The 19,342-nt window shown below is 58.9% G+C and carries 16 protein-coding genes and 1 pseudogene; 7 read left to right on the top strand and 10 right to left on the bottom strand.

Annotated elements, in window-relative coordinates; all coding sequences use genetic code 11:
* Window positions 1-105: 105 nt before the first annotated feature.
* The 8 genes from ACJ5NV_RS05220 to ACJ5NV_RS05255 all read right to left on the bottom strand — a co-directional run bounded on the left by ACJ5NV_RS05220 (window position 106) and on the right by ACJ5NV_RS05255 (window position 8,210).
* Complete coding sequence (locus tag ACJ5NV_RS05220; RefSeq protein WP_411642826.1) at window positions 106-810, bottom strand: ABC transporter ATP-binding protein; 705 nt, start codon at window positions 808-810, stop codon at window positions 106-108.
* Window positions 807-1,565 carry an ABC transporter ATP-binding protein gene (locus ACJ5NV_RS05225; RefSeq protein ID WP_411642575.1) on the bottom strand — a complete coding sequence of 253 codons (759 nt, stop codon included), beginning with the start codon at window positions 1,563-1,565 and terminating at the stop codon, window positions 807-809. The genes ACJ5NV_RS05220 and ACJ5NV_RS05225 overlap by 4 nt, the downstream gene beginning before the upstream one ends.
* Window positions 1,562-2,851 carry a branched-chain amino acid ABC transporter permease gene (locus tag ACJ5NV_RS05230; protein WP_411642576.1) on the bottom strand — a complete coding sequence of 430 codons (1,290 nt, stop codon included), beginning with the start codon at window positions 2,849-2,851 and terminating at the stop codon, window positions 1,562-1,564. Before ACJ5NV_RS05230 ends, ACJ5NV_RS05225 begins: the two co-directional genes overlap by 4 nt.
* Complete coding sequence (locus ACJ5NV_RS05235) at window positions 2,848-3,804, bottom strand: branched-chain amino acid ABC transporter permease (protein ID WP_411642577.1); 957 nt, start codon at window positions 3,802-3,804, stop codon at window positions 2,848-2,850. Before ACJ5NV_RS05235 ends, ACJ5NV_RS05230 begins: the two co-directional genes overlap by 4 nt.
* Window positions 3,805-3,896: 92 nt before the next feature.
* On the bottom strand, window positions 3,897-5,141 hold the full coding sequence (locus ACJ5NV_RS05240) for a branched-chain amino acid ABC transporter substrate-binding protein (protein WP_411642578.1): 1,245 nt from the start codon (window positions 5,139-5,141) through the stop codon (window positions 3,897-3,899).
* Window positions 5,142-5,294: 153 nt separating this feature from the next.
* Window positions 5,295-6,326 (bottom strand): phosphotransferase family protein, encoded by a 1,032-nt coding sequence (locus ACJ5NV_RS05245; RefSeq protein WP_411642579.1) that lies wholly within the window; start codon window positions 6,324-6,326, stop codon window positions 5,295-5,297.
* 6 nt (window positions 6,327-6,332) lie between these two features.
* The gene (locus ACJ5NV_RS05250) at window positions 6,333-6,983 is read right to left on the bottom strand and encodes a histidine phosphatase family protein (RefSeq protein ID WP_411642580.1); all 651 of its coding nucleotides are present in this window, start codon (window positions 6,981-6,983) and stop codon (window positions 6,333-6,335) included.
* A 30-nt stretch (window positions 6,984-7,013) separates the two neighbouring features.
* The gene (locus ACJ5NV_RS05255) at window positions 7,014-8,210 is read right to left on the bottom strand and encodes an acetyl-CoA C-acyltransferase (RefSeq protein WP_411642581.1); all 1,197 of its coding nucleotides are present in this window, start codon (window positions 8,208-8,210) and stop codon (window positions 7,014-7,016) included.
* Between the two features lie 209 nt (window positions 8,211-8,419).
* On the opposite strand from ACJ5NV_RS05255, the pseudogene ACJ5NV_RS05260 reads away from it, so the two are divergent.
* A pseudogene (locus tag ACJ5NV_RS05260) lies at window positions 8,420-9,417 on the top strand (NADPH:quinone oxidoreductase family protein).
* Entirely contained in the window at window positions 9,414-9,881 is a 468-nt protein-coding gene (locus ACJ5NV_RS05265; RefSeq protein ID WP_411642582.1) for a MaoC family dehydratase, read from the top strand. The pseudogene ACJ5NV_RS05260 and the gene ACJ5NV_RS05265 overlap by 4 nt, the downstream one beginning before the upstream one ends.
* Here ACJ5NV_RS05265 and ACJ5NV_RS05270 read toward each other — a convergent pair.
* On the bottom strand, window positions 9,878-10,603 hold the full coding sequence (locus ACJ5NV_RS05270; protein ID WP_411642583.1) for an IclR family transcriptional regulator: 726 nt from the start codon (window positions 10,601-10,603) through the stop codon (window positions 9,878-9,880). The two genes, ACJ5NV_RS05265 and ACJ5NV_RS05270, sit on opposite strands and share 4 nt — an antisense overlap.
* 158 nt (window positions 10,604-10,761) lie before the next feature.
* On the opposite strand from ACJ5NV_RS05270, the gene ACJ5NV_RS05275 reads away from it, so the two are divergent.
* From ACJ5NV_RS05275 to ACJ5NV_RS05295, 5 genes are read left to right on the top strand one after another with little or no spacing between them, the layout of a single operon-like run.
* Complete coding sequence (locus ACJ5NV_RS05275) at window positions 10,762-12,264, top strand: class I adenylate-forming enzyme family protein (protein ID WP_411642584.1); 1,503 nt, start codon at window positions 10,762-10,764, stop codon at window positions 12,262-12,264.
* A complete protein-coding gene (locus ACJ5NV_RS05280; protein ID WP_411642585.1) occupies window positions 12,257-13,447 on the top strand; it encodes an acetyl-CoA C-acyltransferase in 1,191 nt (396 codons plus the stop codon). The genes ACJ5NV_RS05275 and ACJ5NV_RS05280 overlap by 8 nt, the downstream gene beginning before the upstream one ends.
* A 54-nt stretch (window positions 13,448-13,501) precedes the next feature.
* A complete protein-coding gene (locus ACJ5NV_RS05285; protein ID WP_411642586.1) occupies window positions 13,502-15,583 on the top strand; it encodes a 3-hydroxyacyl-CoA dehydrogenase NAD-binding domain-containing protein in 2,082 nt (693 codons plus the stop codon).
* A gap of 2 nt (window positions 15,584-15,585) precedes the next feature.
* Window positions 15,586-16,773 carry an acyl-CoA dehydrogenase family protein gene (locus ACJ5NV_RS05290; RefSeq protein ID WP_411642587.1) on the top strand — a complete coding sequence of 396 codons (1,188 nt, stop codon included), beginning with the start codon at window positions 15,586-15,588 and terminating at the stop codon, window positions 16,771-16,773.
* A 3-nt stretch (window positions 16,774-16,776) separates the two neighbouring features.
* Window positions 16,777-17,832, top strand: coding sequence for an acyl-CoA dehydrogenase family protein (locus tag ACJ5NV_RS05295; protein WP_411642588.1), 1,056 nt, complete (start codon window positions 16,777-16,779; stop codon window positions 17,830-17,832).
* Window positions 17,833-18,034: 202 nt separating this feature from the next.
* On the opposite strand, the gene ACJ5NV_RS05300 is transcribed toward ACJ5NV_RS05295, so the two are convergent.
* A complete protein-coding gene (locus ACJ5NV_RS05300) occupies window positions 18,035-19,102 on the bottom strand; it encodes a Hint domain-containing protein (RefSeq protein WP_411642589.1) in 1,068 nt (355 codons plus the stop codon).
* Window positions 19,103-19,342: the final 240 nt, after the last annotated feature.

Below are 19,342 nucleotides of genomic sequence, written 5' to 3' on the forward strand. Positions count from 1 at the left end.
CCTTTTCTCAGACGAAGAGTGCTACAACTACTTCAAGGCCGCAGGATATGAGGGCCATTGAGTGCAACATGCTCTAAAGACGTTGCAGGTTGTCGGCCCCGAACCCTATACTTCCAGCCATTCTTTGCGAATGTCGTTGCGGCCTTTCAGCTCTGCCGGGGTGCCTTCGAACACGACGCGGCCGTGTCCCATCACATAAACCCGGTCTGAAATATCCATCGCGATGTCCAGTTTTTGTTCCACCAGCAGGGTGGATATACCACGTTTGGCGATTTCTTTCAGCACCGCAGCCACCTTTTGAACCATCTGCGGGGCCAGCCCTTCGGTGGGTTCGTCAATCATGATCAGGTCGGGGTCGCCCATCAGCGTCCGGCAGATGGTCAGCATCTGCTTTTCACCGCCTGACAGCACGCTGGCTTCTGTATCGGCGCGATTGCCAAGGTTTTCGAACATGTCGAACATCGTTTCGAGTGACCAGCGGCCGTGTCCGTCCTTTTGCCCCGGTTTCAGGCCAAGGATCAGGTTCTGGCGTGTTGTCAGACCCGGAAAGATATCGCGGTTTTCCGGCACGTAACCCAGACCTAGCCGGGCGATGTCATAGGCCTTTTTCCCAGCGATCTGCTGTCCGCGAAACGTCACGGAGCCTTGCGGTGGAACCTCGCCGATAATCGCTTTGCAGGTGGTTGAGCGGCCCACGCCATTGCGGCCCAGTAACGCGACAATCTCGCCTTCCTGAATATTCAGGTTCACCCCTTGCAGCACATGTGACTTGCCATAATAGGCATGCAGATCCTGCACATCGAGCATCAGTGACCCCCTGCCATTGCGGTGCCCAGATAGGCCTCTTGCACTTTTGGGTTCGCGCGGACCTCTTCCGGGGTGCCGGTCGCGACGATCTGCCCGTAAACAAGAACAGAGATGCGGTCGGCCAGATTGAAGACCACACGCATGTCATGTTCCACTACGATCAGCGTTTTGCCTTCGGTCACTTTGCGGATCAGCTCGACGATGTAATCAGTTTCTGTATTGCTCATCCCCGCGGTGGGTTCATCGAGCAGGATCACGTTTGCCCCACCCGCGATGGTCAGGCCGATTTCCAGCGCTCGCTGTTCGGCGTATGACAGAAAACCCGCCGCCATCTCGCGCCGTTTGGTCAGGTTGATCTGGGCAATGATCGCATCTGCGGCCTCTGTCAGGGCCGGGGCGCGGTCCATCAGGTTCCAGAACGAATAGCGGTAGCCCATCGACCAAAGCAGGGCGCAGCGCACGTTTTCGAACACGCTGAGCCGGTGAAAGACGTTGCTGATCTGGAAAGACCGGCTCAGCCCCATGCGCGTGACCTCGTAAGGGGCCAGCCCGTTCAAGTCTTTACCATGTAGCGCGACATGGCCCGCGCTTGGGGCCATGCGCCGGGTGATCAGATTGAAAAGCGTGGATTTGCCTGCGCCGTTTGGCCCTATGATCGCATGACGCTCGCCTGCTTTGATCGCCAGATCCACGCCACGAATGATCTGCGCCTTGCCATAGCTTTTGTGCAGGTCGCTGAGCTGCAATGCGGCTGTCATGCGCCATCCCCCTGTACTGTGTTGGCGTCATGCCACGCATCTTTCAGCGCGGGTGCCAGCGCACGCAGCGCAAGGATTCCTGCGAGCGTTGCCACGGTCACGATGACCCACGGCAGGATGGCGTGGCTGTCGAAACGGACCCCGAATAACCCCATTTCGCTCTGACCCGGCATCGCATGTCGGGTGTGGAACAGCAGTTCCAGCAGTGCCGCGCAGCCAAGGATCGTGACAAGGAAAGGCACCAAGCCCAGCAAATAGGGCCGGAGCAACAGGTGAAGCCGTCGCATCCGTCGCACAGGTTCATGCATCATCAAGAGACCCGCGAGACCGCCGGGGAAATACATTACAGTCAGCACAAAAAGCAGCCCGATATAGAGCGTTCCAAGATCAGTATAGCGGCTGAGCACAGTGTTCAGCAGGGTAAAGACGATAGCCCCGATGATTGGTCCGCAAAAATAGCCGACCCCCCCCAGGAACGTGATCAAAAGAATCCGGCCCGATTGGACAAGTGTCAGGCTTTCGGTGGTCATGATTTCGTAGTTGATCGCGAACAACCCACCCGCAATGCCAGCAAAGAAGCCTGAAAAGATGAAGGAATAAAACCGCACCCAGCGGGCGGAATAGCCCAGAAACTCGGCCCGTTCGGGATTGTCGCGCACCGCATTGGCCATGCGCCCGACCGGGGTGCGGGTGTAGAGATACATCAAAAGGGCTGAGATCAGCAGCCAAGTGGCGATCAGGTAGTAAACTTCTGTCTGGGTGAAAAATTCGACGCCGAACACGGGCAACCCGTAGGTTCGGTCAGCGGATACGCCTGCCTCCCCACCAAAGAAGGCCACAAAGATCAGCGAGCAGGCCGCGATCAGCTCTCCAACCCCGAGCGAGATCATAGCAAAGACGGTTCCGGCGTGCCGGGTTGAAAAGCTCCCGATCACGCAGGCCAGCAGAAAACCGGCGATCCCCCCGAACAGTGGTAAAAGCGGCAAGGGGATAGGCAGCCCCATGATTTCGACGTAGCGCATCATATGAACGGCTGCGACACCGCCCAGCCCCATGAAGACAGCGTGCCCAAAAGACAGCATCCCGCCTTGGCCCAGCAACATATTGTAGGCCAATGCAAAGATGATCGTGATTGCCATCTGGTTCATTACTGTGATCGACGATTTCGCGTCGAAGACGAAGGGCAGGATCAGTAGCACGAATGCGGCGATGATCCAGGGCAGGGCCGCCCGCAGGCTGATACCGAAGCGGTGGGTTGCAGTTGCACTTTGCATTGTTTCAGTCATAGGCCCCGCTTTCGAAACAGCCCGTCAGGCCGGAAAATTAGCACCAGCACCATGAGCAGATACGGCAGGATCGGGCCGACCTGCGACAGGGTCAGCGACCAGAAATCGCGCCACGGGCTTGTGGCCATCTCGGCCGGTGGGTTGATCCCGACCGCCAGCAGCAGGTCAGCGAAATGCACGTTATAGGCGGCGGCAAATGTGGTGATCCATCCGATCAGCAGCGATGAAAACAGCGCGCCCCAGAGCGAGCCAAGCCCGCCGATCACAATGGTCACGAAAACAATCGAGCCGAGGACAAAGGCCATGCCGGGGAAGGTGCCCAGCACAGGCCCGGCGATCACGCCTGCGACCCCCGCCAGTGCCGATCCGACCCCGAATACGCACATGAAGACCAGCGGTACATTGTGGCCCAAAGCCTCCACCGTACGCGGATAGCTAAGTGCGGCCTGGATCACCATGCCAACCCGCGTGCGTGTCAGCACAATAAGCAACCCGGCGAAGATACCGATGGAGATGAAGATCATGAAGACCTTATATGCCGGCACTGCATTGCCCGAGATCGCGAAAAGCGGAAAGTTCAGTGCCTGCGGAACGAAATAGGCGACCTGGCTTTTGCCCCAGAAAAACTGCACCGCCTCTTCGATCAAGAGCGCGAGGCCGAAGGTAAAGATCAGCTCTGCCACATGCCCATATTGGTGCACCCGTCGCAGCCCGTAGCGTTCGACGACTGCGCCCATGGTGCCAACTAGCAGTGGCGCGATCAGTAGCCCGATCCAAAAGCCCATATACTGGCTGATCTGATATCCAAAATAGGCGCCCAGCATATAAAAACTTGCATGGGCAAAGTTCAGCACACCCATCATCGAAAAGATCAGCGTCAGACCGGCCGACAGCATGAAAAGCAACAGGCCAGTGACAAGCCCGTCAATGATATTGACCAGAAACAGATCCATCGGAATCCTCCAGAAATGCAGACCCGACGCGCGTTTGCGTCAGGTATGCGCCTGCCTGGGGATGACAGGCAGGCGCAAAGTCGCGAGAGGGATCAGGGACGATCCATTTCGCACGTCGTGGGGGTATCCATACCTGCAGCAGAGACAGTGTTTTCTGCGATCAGCCCAAAAGGTGATCCATCGAATGTATTTGTCACGCCCTCATCCGTATGCGCCAGAATATGCACGTCCTGAATCAGCTGATGATTGTCGGCCCGCATGTAAAGCGTTCCGCCAAAGGGGCCATCCATTTCCATGCCTTCCAACGCGGTGGCGACAGCCTGCACATCTGTGGCGGTTCCGGCTTCATCAATCGCGGCGGCTAGCATGCGGATCACGTTCGATGTACGCACCAGCAGGAAGTTTTCGCCCGGATAGGCGGCGTGGAACCCGTCAATATAGGCGGCACCTTCTTCGGTCGGGGGCGGGTTGGTCAAACCTTCGGAAATCACGAAAAGCGACCCTTTGCCGGATTCGCCAAAGCCTGCGGTGATCCCGCTTCCGGAGGCGTAATAGGTATAGATCGGACCGGTGAAGCCGTTTGCGATCAGGGCTGTCCCCAGCCCGAACATATCGGCACCCCAGTTTCCGGTGATCACGAAATCCGCGCCGGATGACACAATCTTGCGGGCGTAAGGTGTGAAATCCTTGACCTGTCCGATGGGGTGGAATTCGTCGCCAGCAATAGTGATGTCAGGGCGCTTTTCCGCCAAAAGCTGATTGGCCGTGGCCGAGACGGCCTTGCCAAAGCTGTAATCCTGATTGATCAGATAGGCGGATGTCAGATCGGGGCTTTCGGCAATCACATCGGTCAGGGCCGACATTTTCAGATCGGAATTGGCGTCAAAGCTGAAATGCCAAAAACTGCACAGGCTGCTGGTCAGTGCGGGATCAACGGCGGCATAATTCAGGAACAGCACCTGATCGTCCGGATTGCGCCGGTTATGCTTGTTGATCGCATCAAGCAACGCAGAGGCGACACCTGACGATTGCCCCTGAATGATAAAGCGCACCCCGTCATCAATGGCCGTTTGCAGGTGGATCAGGCTTTCGGTGGCGCTGATCTTGTTGTCCAACGGGACGATTTCGAATGTGTCGCCGTCCAACACGCCACCGGCGTCGTTAACGATGGCCTCTGCCGCGTATTGGAACAGATGCAGCGCGTTTTCTCCGGTGGCTGCGAAAGGACCCGACAGCGGGTCGATAAAGGCGATCTTAATAGTGTCGGCAAAGGATGCGGTCGTGTTCAGCATCAATGCGGCAATGGCGCCAATAGCTGCGCCTGTCTTCTTTTTCATGTTTATTCCTCCCATGAAAACAAAGGCTACCGTGCCTCCTCTTGCTTGGCGGCCCTTATCTGATGTCAGTTTTACACACGCAATTTACATGTCAATGGTTCAAGTTCTGCATTGCGAAATCTTATTTCAAAATTAGCCTGTATCGGCTGGCCGTCACTTTTCCTCCAATGCTTTCAGGCCATGTTGTGCAAAAAGTGGAACCTTCTCGCCGATCCGCATCGCCCATTCCGGGTTAGAGGCGTTGCCGGACAGTGCCCGCTTGCGCACCCCTTGGATGATCGCCCCCATGCGGAAAAAGCAAAAGGACAGATAAAATCCGAAATTGTCGATGCCGGGCAGGCCGCGCCGGGCGCAGTAGTTTGCGATGAAATCGGCATCTGTCGGCAGGCCCTGTGCGGCGCGATCCACGCCCGCCAACCCGCGCCCTTCGGCCCCCGGCGGCATCTGCCACTGCATGATCACCCCGGCCAGATCGGCATAGGGGTGGCCGATAGTTGATAGCTCCCAATCGAGCACGGCCCTGCATTCCGTGCCGTTCTGCGCAAAGATCATATTGTCGATCCGGTAGTCGCCATGCACCAGTGTACGCTGCCCGTCATCCGCCGGGATACTGTCATGCAGCAGGTCAATCAGCCGATCCATCTCTGCCAGTGTGCCGGTTTCGGACGCGCGGTATTGTTTTGTCCAGCGTCCGATCTGGCGTTCGAAATAATTGCCCGGCGGGCCGTAATCGGACAGGCCACGCGCGTTGATGTCGATATCATGCAGGGCGGCCAGCACGCGGTTCATCTCGTCCATGAGCGCACCGCGCGCATCCGGTGTCAGATCGGGCAGGGTGGGGCGGTTGAAATTGCGCCCCGGCACATGGTCCATGATATAGAACATTGACCCAATGATGCTGTCGTCTTCACACAGCAGATGCATCCGGGCGACCGGTACATCGCTGCCCGTCAGCGCCTTTTGTACCCGGTATTCCCGGTCGACCGCATGAGCAGATTTCAGCAGCTGCCCGGGTGGTTTGCGCCGCAGCACATAGTTCTTTTCCGGCGTGCAAAGCAGGAAGGTCGGGTTGGATTGGCCCTGTTCGAATTTGGTGACCGTAAGCGGCCCGGCAAAGCCCGGCAGGTGATCGGCCAGATAGGCCGAGACGGTCGGGATATCGAGTGTCTGGGTATCGCTGGTCATGCTGCCCTAACTATAGCTGATCAACGGGGCGCCGTCTGCTGTGGCGAAATGCGGCGCGCTGTTGAATTCATGTAAATAAAAACCCCGCGCGGAATAGACGAACCGGGTCAGGGCTGTGTTTTTGATTTGCAGGTTCAGCGTCATCATCGTCTCTACCTGTCCGCCCAGCGTGGTGGCGACCATTTGCCCGATCACCCCGCCGGAACTGACGACAAGGACACGCTTGGCATCGCCGCTGATGGCAAAGCTGCGGGCGTCTTCGACCCGCGCGGCAAAGCTGGCCCATGTTTCGGCGGTACCTGCGATCTCATCCCGCATCCATGCGTGCACAGTGTCGCGCAGCCGCCGGAAATGTGCTTTGCGATCATCGCGGGGGTCTTGAAAGCTGTCAGCCTGTCCCTGTGCGCGCAACAGATCCTGAAAATCATATTCATTCAGTCCCGGATGCTGTTCCGGCGCCAAGGCGAACCCCATCGCCTTGGCGGTGTCGATCTGTCGGTCGAGCGTGCCGGTGATGATCCGGTCGGGCTGCCAGCCTGTCGCGCGCAGGCTTTCACCTGCAAGCACCGATTGACGATGGCCCAAATCCGACAGCGCATCGTAGTTTTCAGCGCCGAAAGAGGCCTGACCGTGCCGGACGATCAGCAGTTCAGGCACGCGGTATTCCGTTGAGCCGGATTATTTGCATCAGAAAACCTCCACCAGTCCTGCGGCCCCCATGCCGCCGCCTACACACATCGTGACGACTGCGTATTTCACCCCCCGGCGCTTGCCTTCGATCAGGGCGTGGCCGACCATCCGCGCCCCTGACATACCATAGGGGTGCCCGATCGAGATAGCCCCGCCATTAACGTTCAGGATCTCATCAGGGATGCCTAGCGTGTCGCGGCTGTAAAGCACCTGCGCGGCGAAGGCTTCGTTCAACTCCCACAGTCCGATGTCGTCCATGTGTAGCCCATGCGCTTTGAGCAGCTTGGGGACTGCAAAGACCGGGCCAATCCCCATTTCTTCGGGCGCGCAGCCTGCGGCGGTCACACCGACGATTCGGCCCATCGCCTGCGCACCGGATTTCTCGGCGAATTTCTCTTCCATCAGCACCGCACAAGACGCCCCGTCGGACAGCTGGCTGGCATTGCCCGCAGTGATGTGCTTGCCTTCTTTGATGTCGATGCCGTCCTTGAAGACAGGGTCGAGCGCTGCAAGGCTTTCGCGCGTGGTCGCTGGGCGGTTGCCTTCGTCTTTGGTGAGCGTGATCTCTTCGTCCGACCATGCGCCGGTGTCCCGGTTCTGAACCTTTTTGACAGTGGTCATTGGCACGATTTCTGCGTCGCAGCGGCCTGCCTGCTGCGCGGCATGGGTGCGCGCCTGTGACTGGGCGGCATAGGCATCCTGATCTTCCCGCGAGACACCATAGCGTGCACCCACCGTTTCGGCAGTTTCCAGCATCGACATATAGGTTTCTGGCCTGTGCTGCACCAGCCACGGGTCGGTCCCGCTGCGGTATTCCTTGGTCTGCACCATGGAAATACTTTCCGCGCCACCCGCGATCACCACGTCCATTCCGTCTACTGCGATCTGTTTCGATGCGATGCCGATAGCCATCAGGCCCGAGGCGCATTGCCGGTCCACTGACATTCCCGCGACACTGACCGGCAGACCAGCCCGCAGTGCAGCGCGACGGGCGAGGTTATTGGCCTGTGTTCCCTGCTGCAACGACGCGCCAAGGATGCAATCCTCGATCAGGGCGGGGTCAAGCTTGGCCCGCGCCACTGCATGCGTGATGGCATGGGCGGCCAATGCGGTGGGTGTCGTGTTGTTGAACGCCCCGCGATAGGCTTTGCCGATGGGCGTGCGCGCGGACGAGACGATGATGGCATTGCGCATTGAAAAATCCTTTGCCTGTCTTTGGGATGAGAGGCGCGCCAAACAGGCGCGGATGCCGCAAATGTCGCATGAGACCCTCCCCGATCTTGGCGTGATGCTGGTCCGAGTGTTGGCGCGTTCCGCTTTGCAGAATTACATTTCGCAATTTTCTTGACAACCCGTCACCTGTTGGATGTGCTACGCTCTTGTGAGGCTGAAGGAGGAACACCATGAAAGCCATGCTAAGCAACGCGCCCGGCGGACCGGGAACGCTTGAATTGACAGAGCTGCCAATGCCTGACCCGCAAGACGGCGAGCTGCTGATCAAGGTGCATGCGGCTGGTGTGAACTTCCCCGATACGCTGATCATTCGCGATCTTTATCAATTCAAACCACGGCGTCCTTTTGCGCCGGGGGGCGAGGTCTGCGGCGAGGTTGCTGCGCTGGGCGATGGTGTGCAGGGCTTCGCCCTCGGTGACCGTGTGCTTGCGGTGACCGGCCATGGTGGTTTTGCCACGCACATGGTTTTGAACGCGACCGATGTCGTAAAAGTGCCTGATGGCATGCCGTCGGAAGAGGCCGCTTGTTTCATCTTTACCTATGGCACCTCCCTGCATGCGCTCAAAGATCGCGCGCATTTGAAACCGGGTGAGGTGCTGTTGATACTCGGCGCGGCCGGTGGCGTCGGGGCAGCGGCCATCGAACTGGCCAAGGCTGGCGGGGCGACAGTGATCGCTGCCGTGTCGTCGCAGGATAAGGCGGATTTCTGTACCGCCGTCGGGGCCGACCATACAGTCATCTATCCGCAAGTGATGGGCCGCGACGCGCAGCGCGCCTTTTCGCAACAGGTCAAGGAGTTGACCGGCGGGGCAGGGGCGGACGTCATCTATGATGCGGCCGGCGGCGATTATGCCGAACCCGCCTTGCGTGCCATCGGCTGGCAGGGCCGGTATCTGGTCGTGGGATTCCCCGCGGGTATTCCAAAGCTGCCGATGAACCTGCCACTGCTGAAGGGCAGCCAGATTATTGGTGTGTTCTGGGGCGCTGCGGTCAAAAGGGACCCTAAGGGTATGCAGAGAATATGGAGGCGCTGTTTCGTTTGTACGCAGAGGGCAAGATCGCCCCGCGTATCCACGCGAGCTTTCCGCTGGAGCAGGCGGCAAAGGCATTGCAAATGATGGCGGATCGCAAGGTGCTGGGCAAAGTTGTCATCAAGGTCGCGGAATGAACATCACTGCGGCGTTGGAGGCGGGCAAACGGCAAATCGGTGAAGAGGTGGGCGTGTCGGACTGGCTACAGGTCACGCAGTCGCGGATTGATATCTTTGCCGCCGCGACGCTGGACATGCAGTGGATCCACACAGAGCCAGAACGGGCGGCCGAGACAGCGTTTGGCGGCACCATCGCGCACGGGTTTCTGACGCTATCGCTAGCCGGGCATTTTGCGCAAAGCTGCTTGCCGCAAGATGATGGTGCTGTGATGGGGATCAATTACGGGTTCGACAAGATACGGTTTTTGACGCCAGTTCGGGAAGGGGCCTGGCTGCGTGGCCGCTTCACATTGCTGGCGGTCGCGCAGCGCAATCCGCAAGAGCTTTTGCGGACACATCAGCTGATTATCGACATCAAGGATGTGGAAACGCCAGCGCTGGTGGGCACATGGCTGGGCCTTACGGTCTTTGATGCTGATTAATGTGCCAGCCCCAGCAATGCTTTCAGCGCGTTGACCTTTGTGATCAGCTTCGGCCCGACCTGTTCGCTCAAACGGGTGGCATCCATTTCGCTCTTCATCGCGCCGCAAAGAAAGGCAAAGGGCAGCCCGGTCTGATCCGGGACAAAAGGCACGGCGCAGGCGTTCACATCTTCATTCCAGCTGCCGATTGAATCCACGCAGCCCCGTGTCAGCAGCGCTTGCCGATCTGCGTTGGTCTGGGGGCTGTCATCAGGTCCCTGCGGGGCAAGCGCCATGATGGCCCGTCCCGCCGCGCTGCGGTCAAGCGGTAGGCGGTGCCCTTCTTGCAACCAGATCGCCGCGCGCCCGACGGGCCGCCAGACGCGGGCAAGCATCACCGCATCCCCGTCCTGCACGCCAACAGCCACCAGTGCGGACACATCGTCAGCCAGTGCCTGCATCAGCGGATCGGCCAGTGACAGGAAGGAAAAGCTTTCGCGGGCTGTGTAGCCCAGCGCAATGGCGGCTGGGCCAAGGCGGAACGCCTCGGATGGTTGCAGTTGTACCAGAAACCCGTGTTTGGCCAATGTATAGGTCAGCCGCGAGACGGTGGAAGAATGCAGCCCCGTGCGCCGCGCGATTTCACGATTCCCCAGTGACGGATCTTTCTGGCTGAACGCCCGCAGCACTTGCAGCCCTTTCGCTAATGTTGCCGCATAACGCCTGTCTGTCTCGTCAACCACATGATTTCCTTTGCAAAAAGCACAGACCAGCCACGCCGTTCGTCATCGGGGTGCCGCCAATCTTTAGCAATACTGCTTTGCATAGTAAAGCAATGAACTGCATGTTGACGCACTCGCCCGCAAGTGTATTGTCGCCGGTAAGAGGAGTTCAGTAGCAGATGAAGCAGAGAGTGCATGATCTGATCGGGGCAAATGCGCCCGACAGTCTGGCCGTCGTTGATCACGACGGCGCGCGCTACACATATGGCCAGTTGGAACAAATCGCGGTGCAAATGGCGCAAATGCTGCGCGCACATGGGGTGCGCGGGGGTGATCGCGTTGTACTGCTGTCTGAAAACGGGATGACATATGCCGCCGCTATTCTGGCGATCAGCAAGATTGATGCTTGGATCGTACCGCTGAATGCCCGCGTGCCTGTCAATGATATAGAGGCCCTGCTGGATCATTCCGGCGCGCGTTGTATGATTTGCACGGTGGGCGCCTCGGCCGCCGCCGCAGCGCACGCGGCCTATTACGATGCGGTGACATTGGGCCAACTGCCTTGTGGGGATATTGTCGTCACGCCAGTGCGGGAGGTGGCAGTTGAACCGGTTGAGGCCGGTGCGGGGCAGGTGGCGGCCTTGTTCTATACCTCTGGCACCACAGGCAAACCCAAGGGTGTGATGCTGACCCATGCGAATCTGACCTACGCGGCCACTGCGGCAAGCGGTGTGCGCGGGACGGATGCGAACGATCAGGTCCTCGGCGTATTGCCGGGGACGCATGTTTATGGGTTCGGGGGCATTTTGTTGCCGGTCTGGAATGCAGGTGCGTCGATCCGGTTTTTGCCCGCCTTCGTGCCTGAACAGGTGCTTGAAGCACTGCAACAAGAGGTGACGCTGTTTCCCGCCGTGCCGCAAATGTACGCCGCGCTGCTGAAGGTTTTGCGCGACAAGGGCGTTGATCAGGTGAAAACGGATTTGAAGATCATTTCATCCGGGGGCTCACCGCTTGACCCCGGTTGGAAGGCCGAGATTGAACGGATTTTTGGTGTGCATCTGCATAATGGCTATGGTCTGACCGAAGCATCGCCTAGTGTTGCGGTCACACGGGTCAAAGATCCGCGCAAGGATACATCGGTGGGCCGCGTCATGGACGGGCAAGAACTGCTGATCCATGATCCGGGCACGGATGGCACCGGCGAGATTTGGGTACGCGGCCCGAATGTGATGAAAGGGTATTACAAGGACCCGCAGGCCACCGCCGCGACGATCACGCCCGATGGGTTCCTGAAAACCGGCGATCTGGGTCGGCTGGACGCGGATGGGTCGTTGCATATCATCGGGCGCTGCAAGGAATTGATCCTGCATTCCGGATTTAATGTCTACCCGGCAGAGGTCGAAAGTGTCCTGAATGCCCATGATGCGGTGGTGCAGTCAGCTGTTGTGGGGCGTGCGCGTGATGGGAACGAAGATGTACTTGCGTTCCTGGTGGCGCAGGACAGGGTCAGTCCGGCAGAACTGCGCGCCTGGATGCAAGAACACATGGTCTCTTACAAGGTGCCGCTTCATTTCATCATCGTCGATGCGTTGCCGCAGGCCGCTACTGGCAAGGTGCTGAAATCCGAACTGCTGCCACGTTTTGCCAGGGAATTGAAACTGATGGATGCCAAGAATGCTTGATGCTTATGTTTACGACGGGCTGCGCAGCCCCTTTGGCCGTCACGGCGGCGCGCTGGCGGGGATACGCCCCGATGATCTGGCCGCGCAGGTGATCGCCAAGCTGGTGGCGCGCAACGGTGTCGCGTCCGAAACGATTGAGGATGTAATCCTTGGCTGTGTCTGCCAGTCCGGCGAGGATAGCCGCAATGTGGCGCGCTTTGCCGGTCTTTTGGCCGGGCTGCCGCTGGAAACCGCAGGGCAAACGGTGAACCGGCTTTGTGGGTCGTCCATGGCCGCCGCCCTTGATGCCGCCCGCTCCGTGACCGTGGGTGAGGGCGCGCTTTATGTGGCGGGCGGGGTGGAAAGTATGACCCGTGCACCGTTCGTCATCCCCAAAAGCGCCAACGCATGGGACCGCAGCAGCGCGATCTATGACACGTCGATCGGCACGCGCTTTGCCAATCCGAAAATGGCAGAGCTCTACGGCGATTTCGCGATGCCTGAAACTGCCGACAATCTGGCTGCCGATTACGAGATTACGCGCGACGCATCGGATGTTTTCGCCCATGGCTCGCAAGCGCGGTTCGCTGCCGCACAGGCGCGGGGATTTTTCGCGGATGAGATCACCGGGATCGACATCCCCGGTCGGCGCGGTGCGGTCACTGTCGTCGACACAGACGAACACCCGCGCCCTGATACAACGCTGGAAAAGATGCATTCGCTGCGCACGCTTTACCAAGGCGGGGTAACCACGGCGGCCAATGCATCGGGCATCAATGACGGGGCGGCGATGCTGCTGATCGGTGCCGCAAACGATGTGGTACAGCCTTTGGGCCAGATCGTTGCCGGGGCCGTCGTCGGGGTGCCGCCGCGCATCATGGGGATCGGCCCTGCTTTTGCTATCCCCAAGGCGCTGGAACGCGCCGGGCTGACACTTGCCGATATGGATCTGATCGAAATCAATGAAGCCTTTGCCGCACAGGTTTTGGCCTGCTGCAAACATCTGGAGCTTGATCCAAACGACAGCCGGATTAACCCCAATGGTGGCGCGATTGCGGTTGGCCACCCACTGGGGGCCAGTGGCGCAAGGATCATTCTGACCGCGCTGCGGCAGTTGAAAGAAACCGGCGGTCGCTATGCTTGCCTGTCCATGTGTATCGGCGTGGGGCAGGGCATCGCGATGGTTGTCGAGGCCAGCCGATGACACAGCCGCACCACCAGAAAAACTTTGAACGGAATACATTTGAACGGAATACACATGTCTGACGTCGTCACTTTTCAAAAATACGATGATATCGCCACGATTTGCATTGATAACCCGCCGGTGAACGCAGCGGGACATGCGATGCGGCAAGGGGTTGTGGCCGCACTTGACGCGCTTGAGGCCGACCCGCAGATCAAGGCTATCGGCCTCTATTGTGCGGGCCGTACCTTTGTCGCGGGGGCCGATATCCGTGAATTTGGCAAGCCACCACAGGCACCAATCCTGCCCGATGTTTGCACGCGGCTTGAAAACAGCAGCAAACCCATCGTTGCGGTGTTGCATGGCACGGCGCTGGGCGGTGGGCTGGAATTGGCGCTGTGCTGTCAGGCCCGCGTTGGGCTCGTAGGCAGCAAAGTCGGCCTGCCCGAAGTTAATCTTGGGCTGCTCCCCGGCTCCGGCGGGACCGCCCGTCTGCCGCGCCTGACGGACACCAAGACTGCTGTGAAGATGATCACCGGGGGTGCGCCGATCAGCATGGCGGAGGCGCGCGATTGCGGCATCATCGACCGGTTGGAAGAAGGCGATCCCGCAGAACTGGCACAACGCATGGCCCGCGACATCGTGGCGGGTAACCTGACGCCACGCGTGACAAAGGATCTGGCCGTCGACCTTGATGCAGAGGTGATACAAGCCGCGCGGGCGAAATTCACCGCGATGGGCTCCAAGGGCGCTGTGGCGTTGCGTGCGCTGACGGCCATTGAAAGCGCGACACAGCCGCTGGACACAGCACTGGCTACAGAACGCGCGCTGTTTATCGCGGCATTGGATAGCGACGAACATCACGGGCTCAAACATGCGTTCTTTGCCGAACGCGCCGTGGCCAACATTCCCGAAGCGGCGGCCACCCCCCGCGATATCAACAAGGTCGGCGTGATCGGTGGCGGCACAATGGGGTCCGGTATCAGCACTGCGATGCTGCTCGCTGGTCTGCCGGTGACGGTGATCGAAACCGCCGAAGATCGCGTGGAATTCGCCAAAAAGACGATTTTGGGAAACCTCGCGGGTGCGGTCAAACGTGGCAAGCTAAGCGCCGATGCGCATGACGCGACCGTGGCCCGCCTGAGCGTCACGACAGATATGCAAAACCTGTCCGATGCCGATCTGGTGGTCGAAGCAGTGTTCGAAAGCATGGAGGTCAAGCATGAGGTTTTCGGCAAGCTCGACGCAATCTGCAAACCCGGCGCGATCCTTGCATCCAACACATCTTACCTGAATCTCAATGAGATCGCCAAGGCGGTGAAACGCCCCGCCGATGTGATCGGGCTGCACTTCTTTTCACCCGCCCATGTCATGCGCTTGCTGGAAGTCGTGGTCGCCGACAAGACCGCGCCCGAAGTCGTGGCAACGGGCTTTGCACTGGCCAAACGGCTGAAGAAAGTCGCTGTCCGGGCCGGGGTCTGTGACGGGTTTATCGGCAATCGGATCCTCGCCCATTATGCGAAATCCACCGGTTACATGATGCTGGATGGGGCGGATTACGCGCAGATCGACAGCGCGCTGGAAGGTTTCGGCGCGGCGATGGGGCCGTTCAGTGTTGGCGACCTTGCAGGGCTTGATATCGGCTGGGCTGAACGCAAACGCCGCGCCCCCCTGCGTCCGCCAGAAGAGCGGCTGGTCGAAGTGGCCGACCGGATCTGCGAGGCAGGTAATTTCGGGCGTAAGACCGGCAAGGGATATTACATCTATGGTGAGGACGGATCGAAGACCAAGAACCCCGATGTCGCCAAATACATCGCTGCCGAACAGGCAGCCAAAGGGATCACGCCTCGCAGCTTCTCTGATGAGGAAATCGTCAACCGCTACATCACCGCGATGATCAGCGAGGCGGCCCGCGTGGTCGCAGATGGCATTGCGTTGCGGCCTATTGATGTCGATGCGGTGTTCCTGTTCGGCTACGGCTTTCCGCGTCGTCGCGGTGGCCCGCTCTGCTATGCCGATAAGATCGGCGCGCAGGTACTGGTTGACCGGATCAAGACCTACGCCAAGGACGACCCCTATTACTGGCAGGTGCCCGCATTACTGCAAAAGATGGCCGATGATGGCACCACATTCGCCGACCTGAACAAGGAGCGCTGAGCATGGATCTGCAATTCACCCAAGAAGAGGACGCCTTCCGCGCCGAGGTAAAAGCCTTTATCGCCGATAACCTGCCCGACCATATTCAGCGCAAGGTGCGCAGCGGCACACCGCTGGACAAGGAAGATTTTGAGGCGTGGCATGCCGCACTGAACAGCCGCAACTGGCTGGGCGCAACATGGCCCAAAGAACACGGCGGTCCGGGCTGGAACAACACCCAGCGCCACATCTTCGCCGAAGAGGCCGCCCTTGCCTACGCTCCGCGTCTGGTGGCGTTTGGGGTATCGATGCTGGGGCCGGTGCTGTTGAAATTCGGGACCGAAGCACAAAAGGCAGAAATCCTGCCGCGCATTCTGAACGGGGATGATTGGTGGTGTCAGGGCTATTCTGAACCCGGCGCGGGGTCTGACCTTGCCAATCTGAAAACCCGCGCGGTGCGTGATGGCGATGACTATATCATCAACGGGCAAAAGACATGGACGACGCTTGGTCAGCACGCCAACAAAATTTTCTGCCTTGTCCGCACGGATGCCGACGTCAAACCGCAAGAAGGCATCAGCTTTATCCTTGTCGACATCGACACACCGGGAATTGAAATGCGCCCGATCAGGCTGATCGAAGGCGGGCATGAGGTGAACGAAGTCTTCTTTACCGATGTGCGCGTCCCTGCATCAAATCTGGTGGGACAGGAAAACGAAGGCTGGACCATCGCGAAATATCTGCTGACCCATGAGCGGACCAATATCGCGGGCACCGGTTATGCGATGCGCGATCTGGCGGCACTCAAAGACCTCGCCGCGCGCACGATGCGCAACGGCAAGCCGCTCTCTGAGGATCCGCTCTTTGCCGCCGAAATGGCCGAGGCGGAAATTGACCTAGAGGCATTGCGCGTCACCAACCTGCGCGTGCTGGCTGAAAGCGAAACAGGGGCGGCCACGAATTACGAAAGCTCCATGCTCAAGATCAAGGGCACGGTGATCGTGCAGCGTCTGAATGGGCTGACCCGTCAGGCGCTGGGGGCTGCGGCAGCACCTTTCCCGGCAGTGGACCTGCCCGCCAATGCGCTGACCGTGCCAGAAGACGCGGCCGCAGCAGCCGCGACTTATTTCAACAATCGCAAACTGTCGATTTTCGGTGGATCCAATGAGATCCAGCGCAATATCATCGCCAAAGACCTGTTCAGAGGATAGCATATGGATTTCACACTCTCCGAAGATCGCCGCATGTTGTCGGACACGCTGCGCCGCTATCTGACGGACAAATATGATATCGAAAGCCGGAATAAGGCCGCCTATGCCGCACCGTTCCATGCGCCCGCAAAATATACCGAACTGGCCGAACTGGGGGTCATCGGCGCGTTCATCGCCGAGGATCAGGGCGGCTTTGGTGGCGCGGGTTTTGACATCACAACCGTGTTCGAAGAACTGGGCCGCGCCCTTTGCGCCGAACCGCTGCTGGGCACGCTGCTGGCCGTGCGGTTGCTGGCTGCATTGGGCAAGGATGATCTGGTGGAAGAGCTTGTTGCGGGATCAAAGCGTGCCGCCGTCGCCGTCTTTGAGCCTGAAGCAGGCGAGCGATTATCTGATATCGCCACACGGTTTGCAGATGGCAAGTTGAACGGGCGCAAATCGGTGGTCTACGGCGCGCCGGGGGCGGATTTCCTGCTGGTCGCTGCACAGGCGGATGGCATAATCGGACTTTATCTGACCGACAGCGCCGAAACGATTGACTACGCGATGATCGACGGCGGCGGCGCGGGCGAGGTGTTGCTGGATGACACCCCAGCCGAATGTCTGGCCGAGGATGCGGGCGATGTCATTGCATCCGCACTGGACGCCGGGCGGCTCGCGCTTTGTGCAGAGGCTGTCGGCGCGATGGATGTGCTTCTGGCCACCACAATCGACTACATGAAGCAGCGACAGCAATTCGGGCGGCCAATCGCGGTATTTCAAGCGTTGCAGCACCGGATCATTGATGTGGCGATTGAGGTCGAACAATGCCGGTCGATAACTACACTGGCCGCTTCACGGCTAGATGACCCAGCGCATTGCGCGAAATACGTGGCGATGGCCAAGAACCTGATCGGACGCACAGCGATCAAATGCGCTGAAGAGGCGATCCAGCTGCATGGCGGCATTGGGATGACATGGGAATACCCCGGCGCACATTACGCCAAACGGCTGACAATGATTGACCACCAACTTGGGGATGCGGCGATCCAGTTGCAAAAAGTGATGGCTGCGGCGTAGGCCGAACTCAGGAACAGTATGCCCCGTCGCGCGCGATGCTATGACTTCGCGCGCGACGGGGCATGCTTTGTAAGAAGCATCTGAATAGTTTCAAGTTCGGGGGATCGTGACTACGGCGCGCGTCAACTCCACACTTGTGCTCTTTTCGCTCCCCCGGAATGTTCAGCACAAGAACAACACATGCGTCTGGCAAAATATGCGATTACTGCCAGATCATGTTGCGCAGTGTCATCGCCTCGTGGGATTTGAGCGACATCCGCGCGGACGCGCCGTAGTTTTCAAAGTTCCCGCCATCAAGCTGCGGGAAAATAGACAGGATTTCATTCCGCGTTGCTGCATCCATCGCGTTCCAGCCGACAGAACCGGGATGAAAGCTCTCGGTCGGGGCACCTTCGGACCATACGATCTGATGTCGGTCAAACAGCATATGATAATACACGACCTCCCCGCCAATGACCCGCGTGATAGAGCGGTCGTTGACCAGCGTTTTTGCCGGGACGAGAACCTCGCTTTCGCCGAACAACAGCTCTGCTTGGCCACCACGTAGCAGGACACGATGTTGCGGCGAAACAAAGAGGTCCCGAGTATTGCCAAGCGCGCCAGCACAGATCCTGATCGGGGCAAGAGGTCCGACCGCGCGCCGGGGACTCGATCCGATCCAGCGGATCGGTTGATCGCCGTGATCCATGGTGACCACCAGATCGTTCGCACAAAGGTCTTCGATCCGGCGTTCCCCTTGCGGCGTCAGAATAAGTGTGCCCGCAGTAAAGCAGGGCACATCTATCAGTGCTGTGGGATCGGCGGTATCGGGGGGTGGCACATTACCCGCCCCGGCCCCGGTGGGTGTTACATTGAATTGCGAGGCTGTATAATTGACCCCCGCTTCCAGCGGCTCGGAAACGATGTAGCCTGCCAAAGCGCCGTCTACCTCTACGGCGTATAGAGTGATCGTACCGCCGCCCGGCTTGGTCAACACATAAGCATTTTCGAGATAGATATTTCCGCTCAGGAAGGTCGTTGAGCCGTCAAGGTTTGTTACGCTGCCCGTTTGTGTCGTGTCGTCACCGGCCTCATTATTGTAGCGATCGCCGTCGAAGAATGTACCTTCATCTGCCCGCCCGTTCGCGCCGCCCAGGACGTTCCCGCCGGCTGCGTCATTGACATCAAAGACCCTGCGGCCTGTGTCCGGATCGTAGGTCCCCGAAACCGAGATCGTACCGCCAATATTAATCGAACCCGGCGCATAGCCAATAAAGGAATAATCCGCCATGAAATGCCCCCGGTTACTTGATGCCCACTAACTCAACCCAAAGTAACATTAGGCGGTGTGAAATAGCAAATCGATGAATTCCATGATTACTGCTGGTAAGCGAGACGTCGCCCCCAGTTGTTATCCACATGAAATTTCTGCGACTGCAGCCTTATCCCCAAAAAATGACTTTACAGAAGGCTGAACGACTGCAACGATATCTTGTAGGGGTAATGAGTGAACAATACCGCCCCTAGAGCA

This window comes from Loktanella agnita (assembly GCF_046640325.1).
Lineage (GTDB): Bacteria > Pseudomonadota > Alphaproteobacteria > Rhodobacterales > Rhodobacteraceae > Yoonia > Yoonia agnita.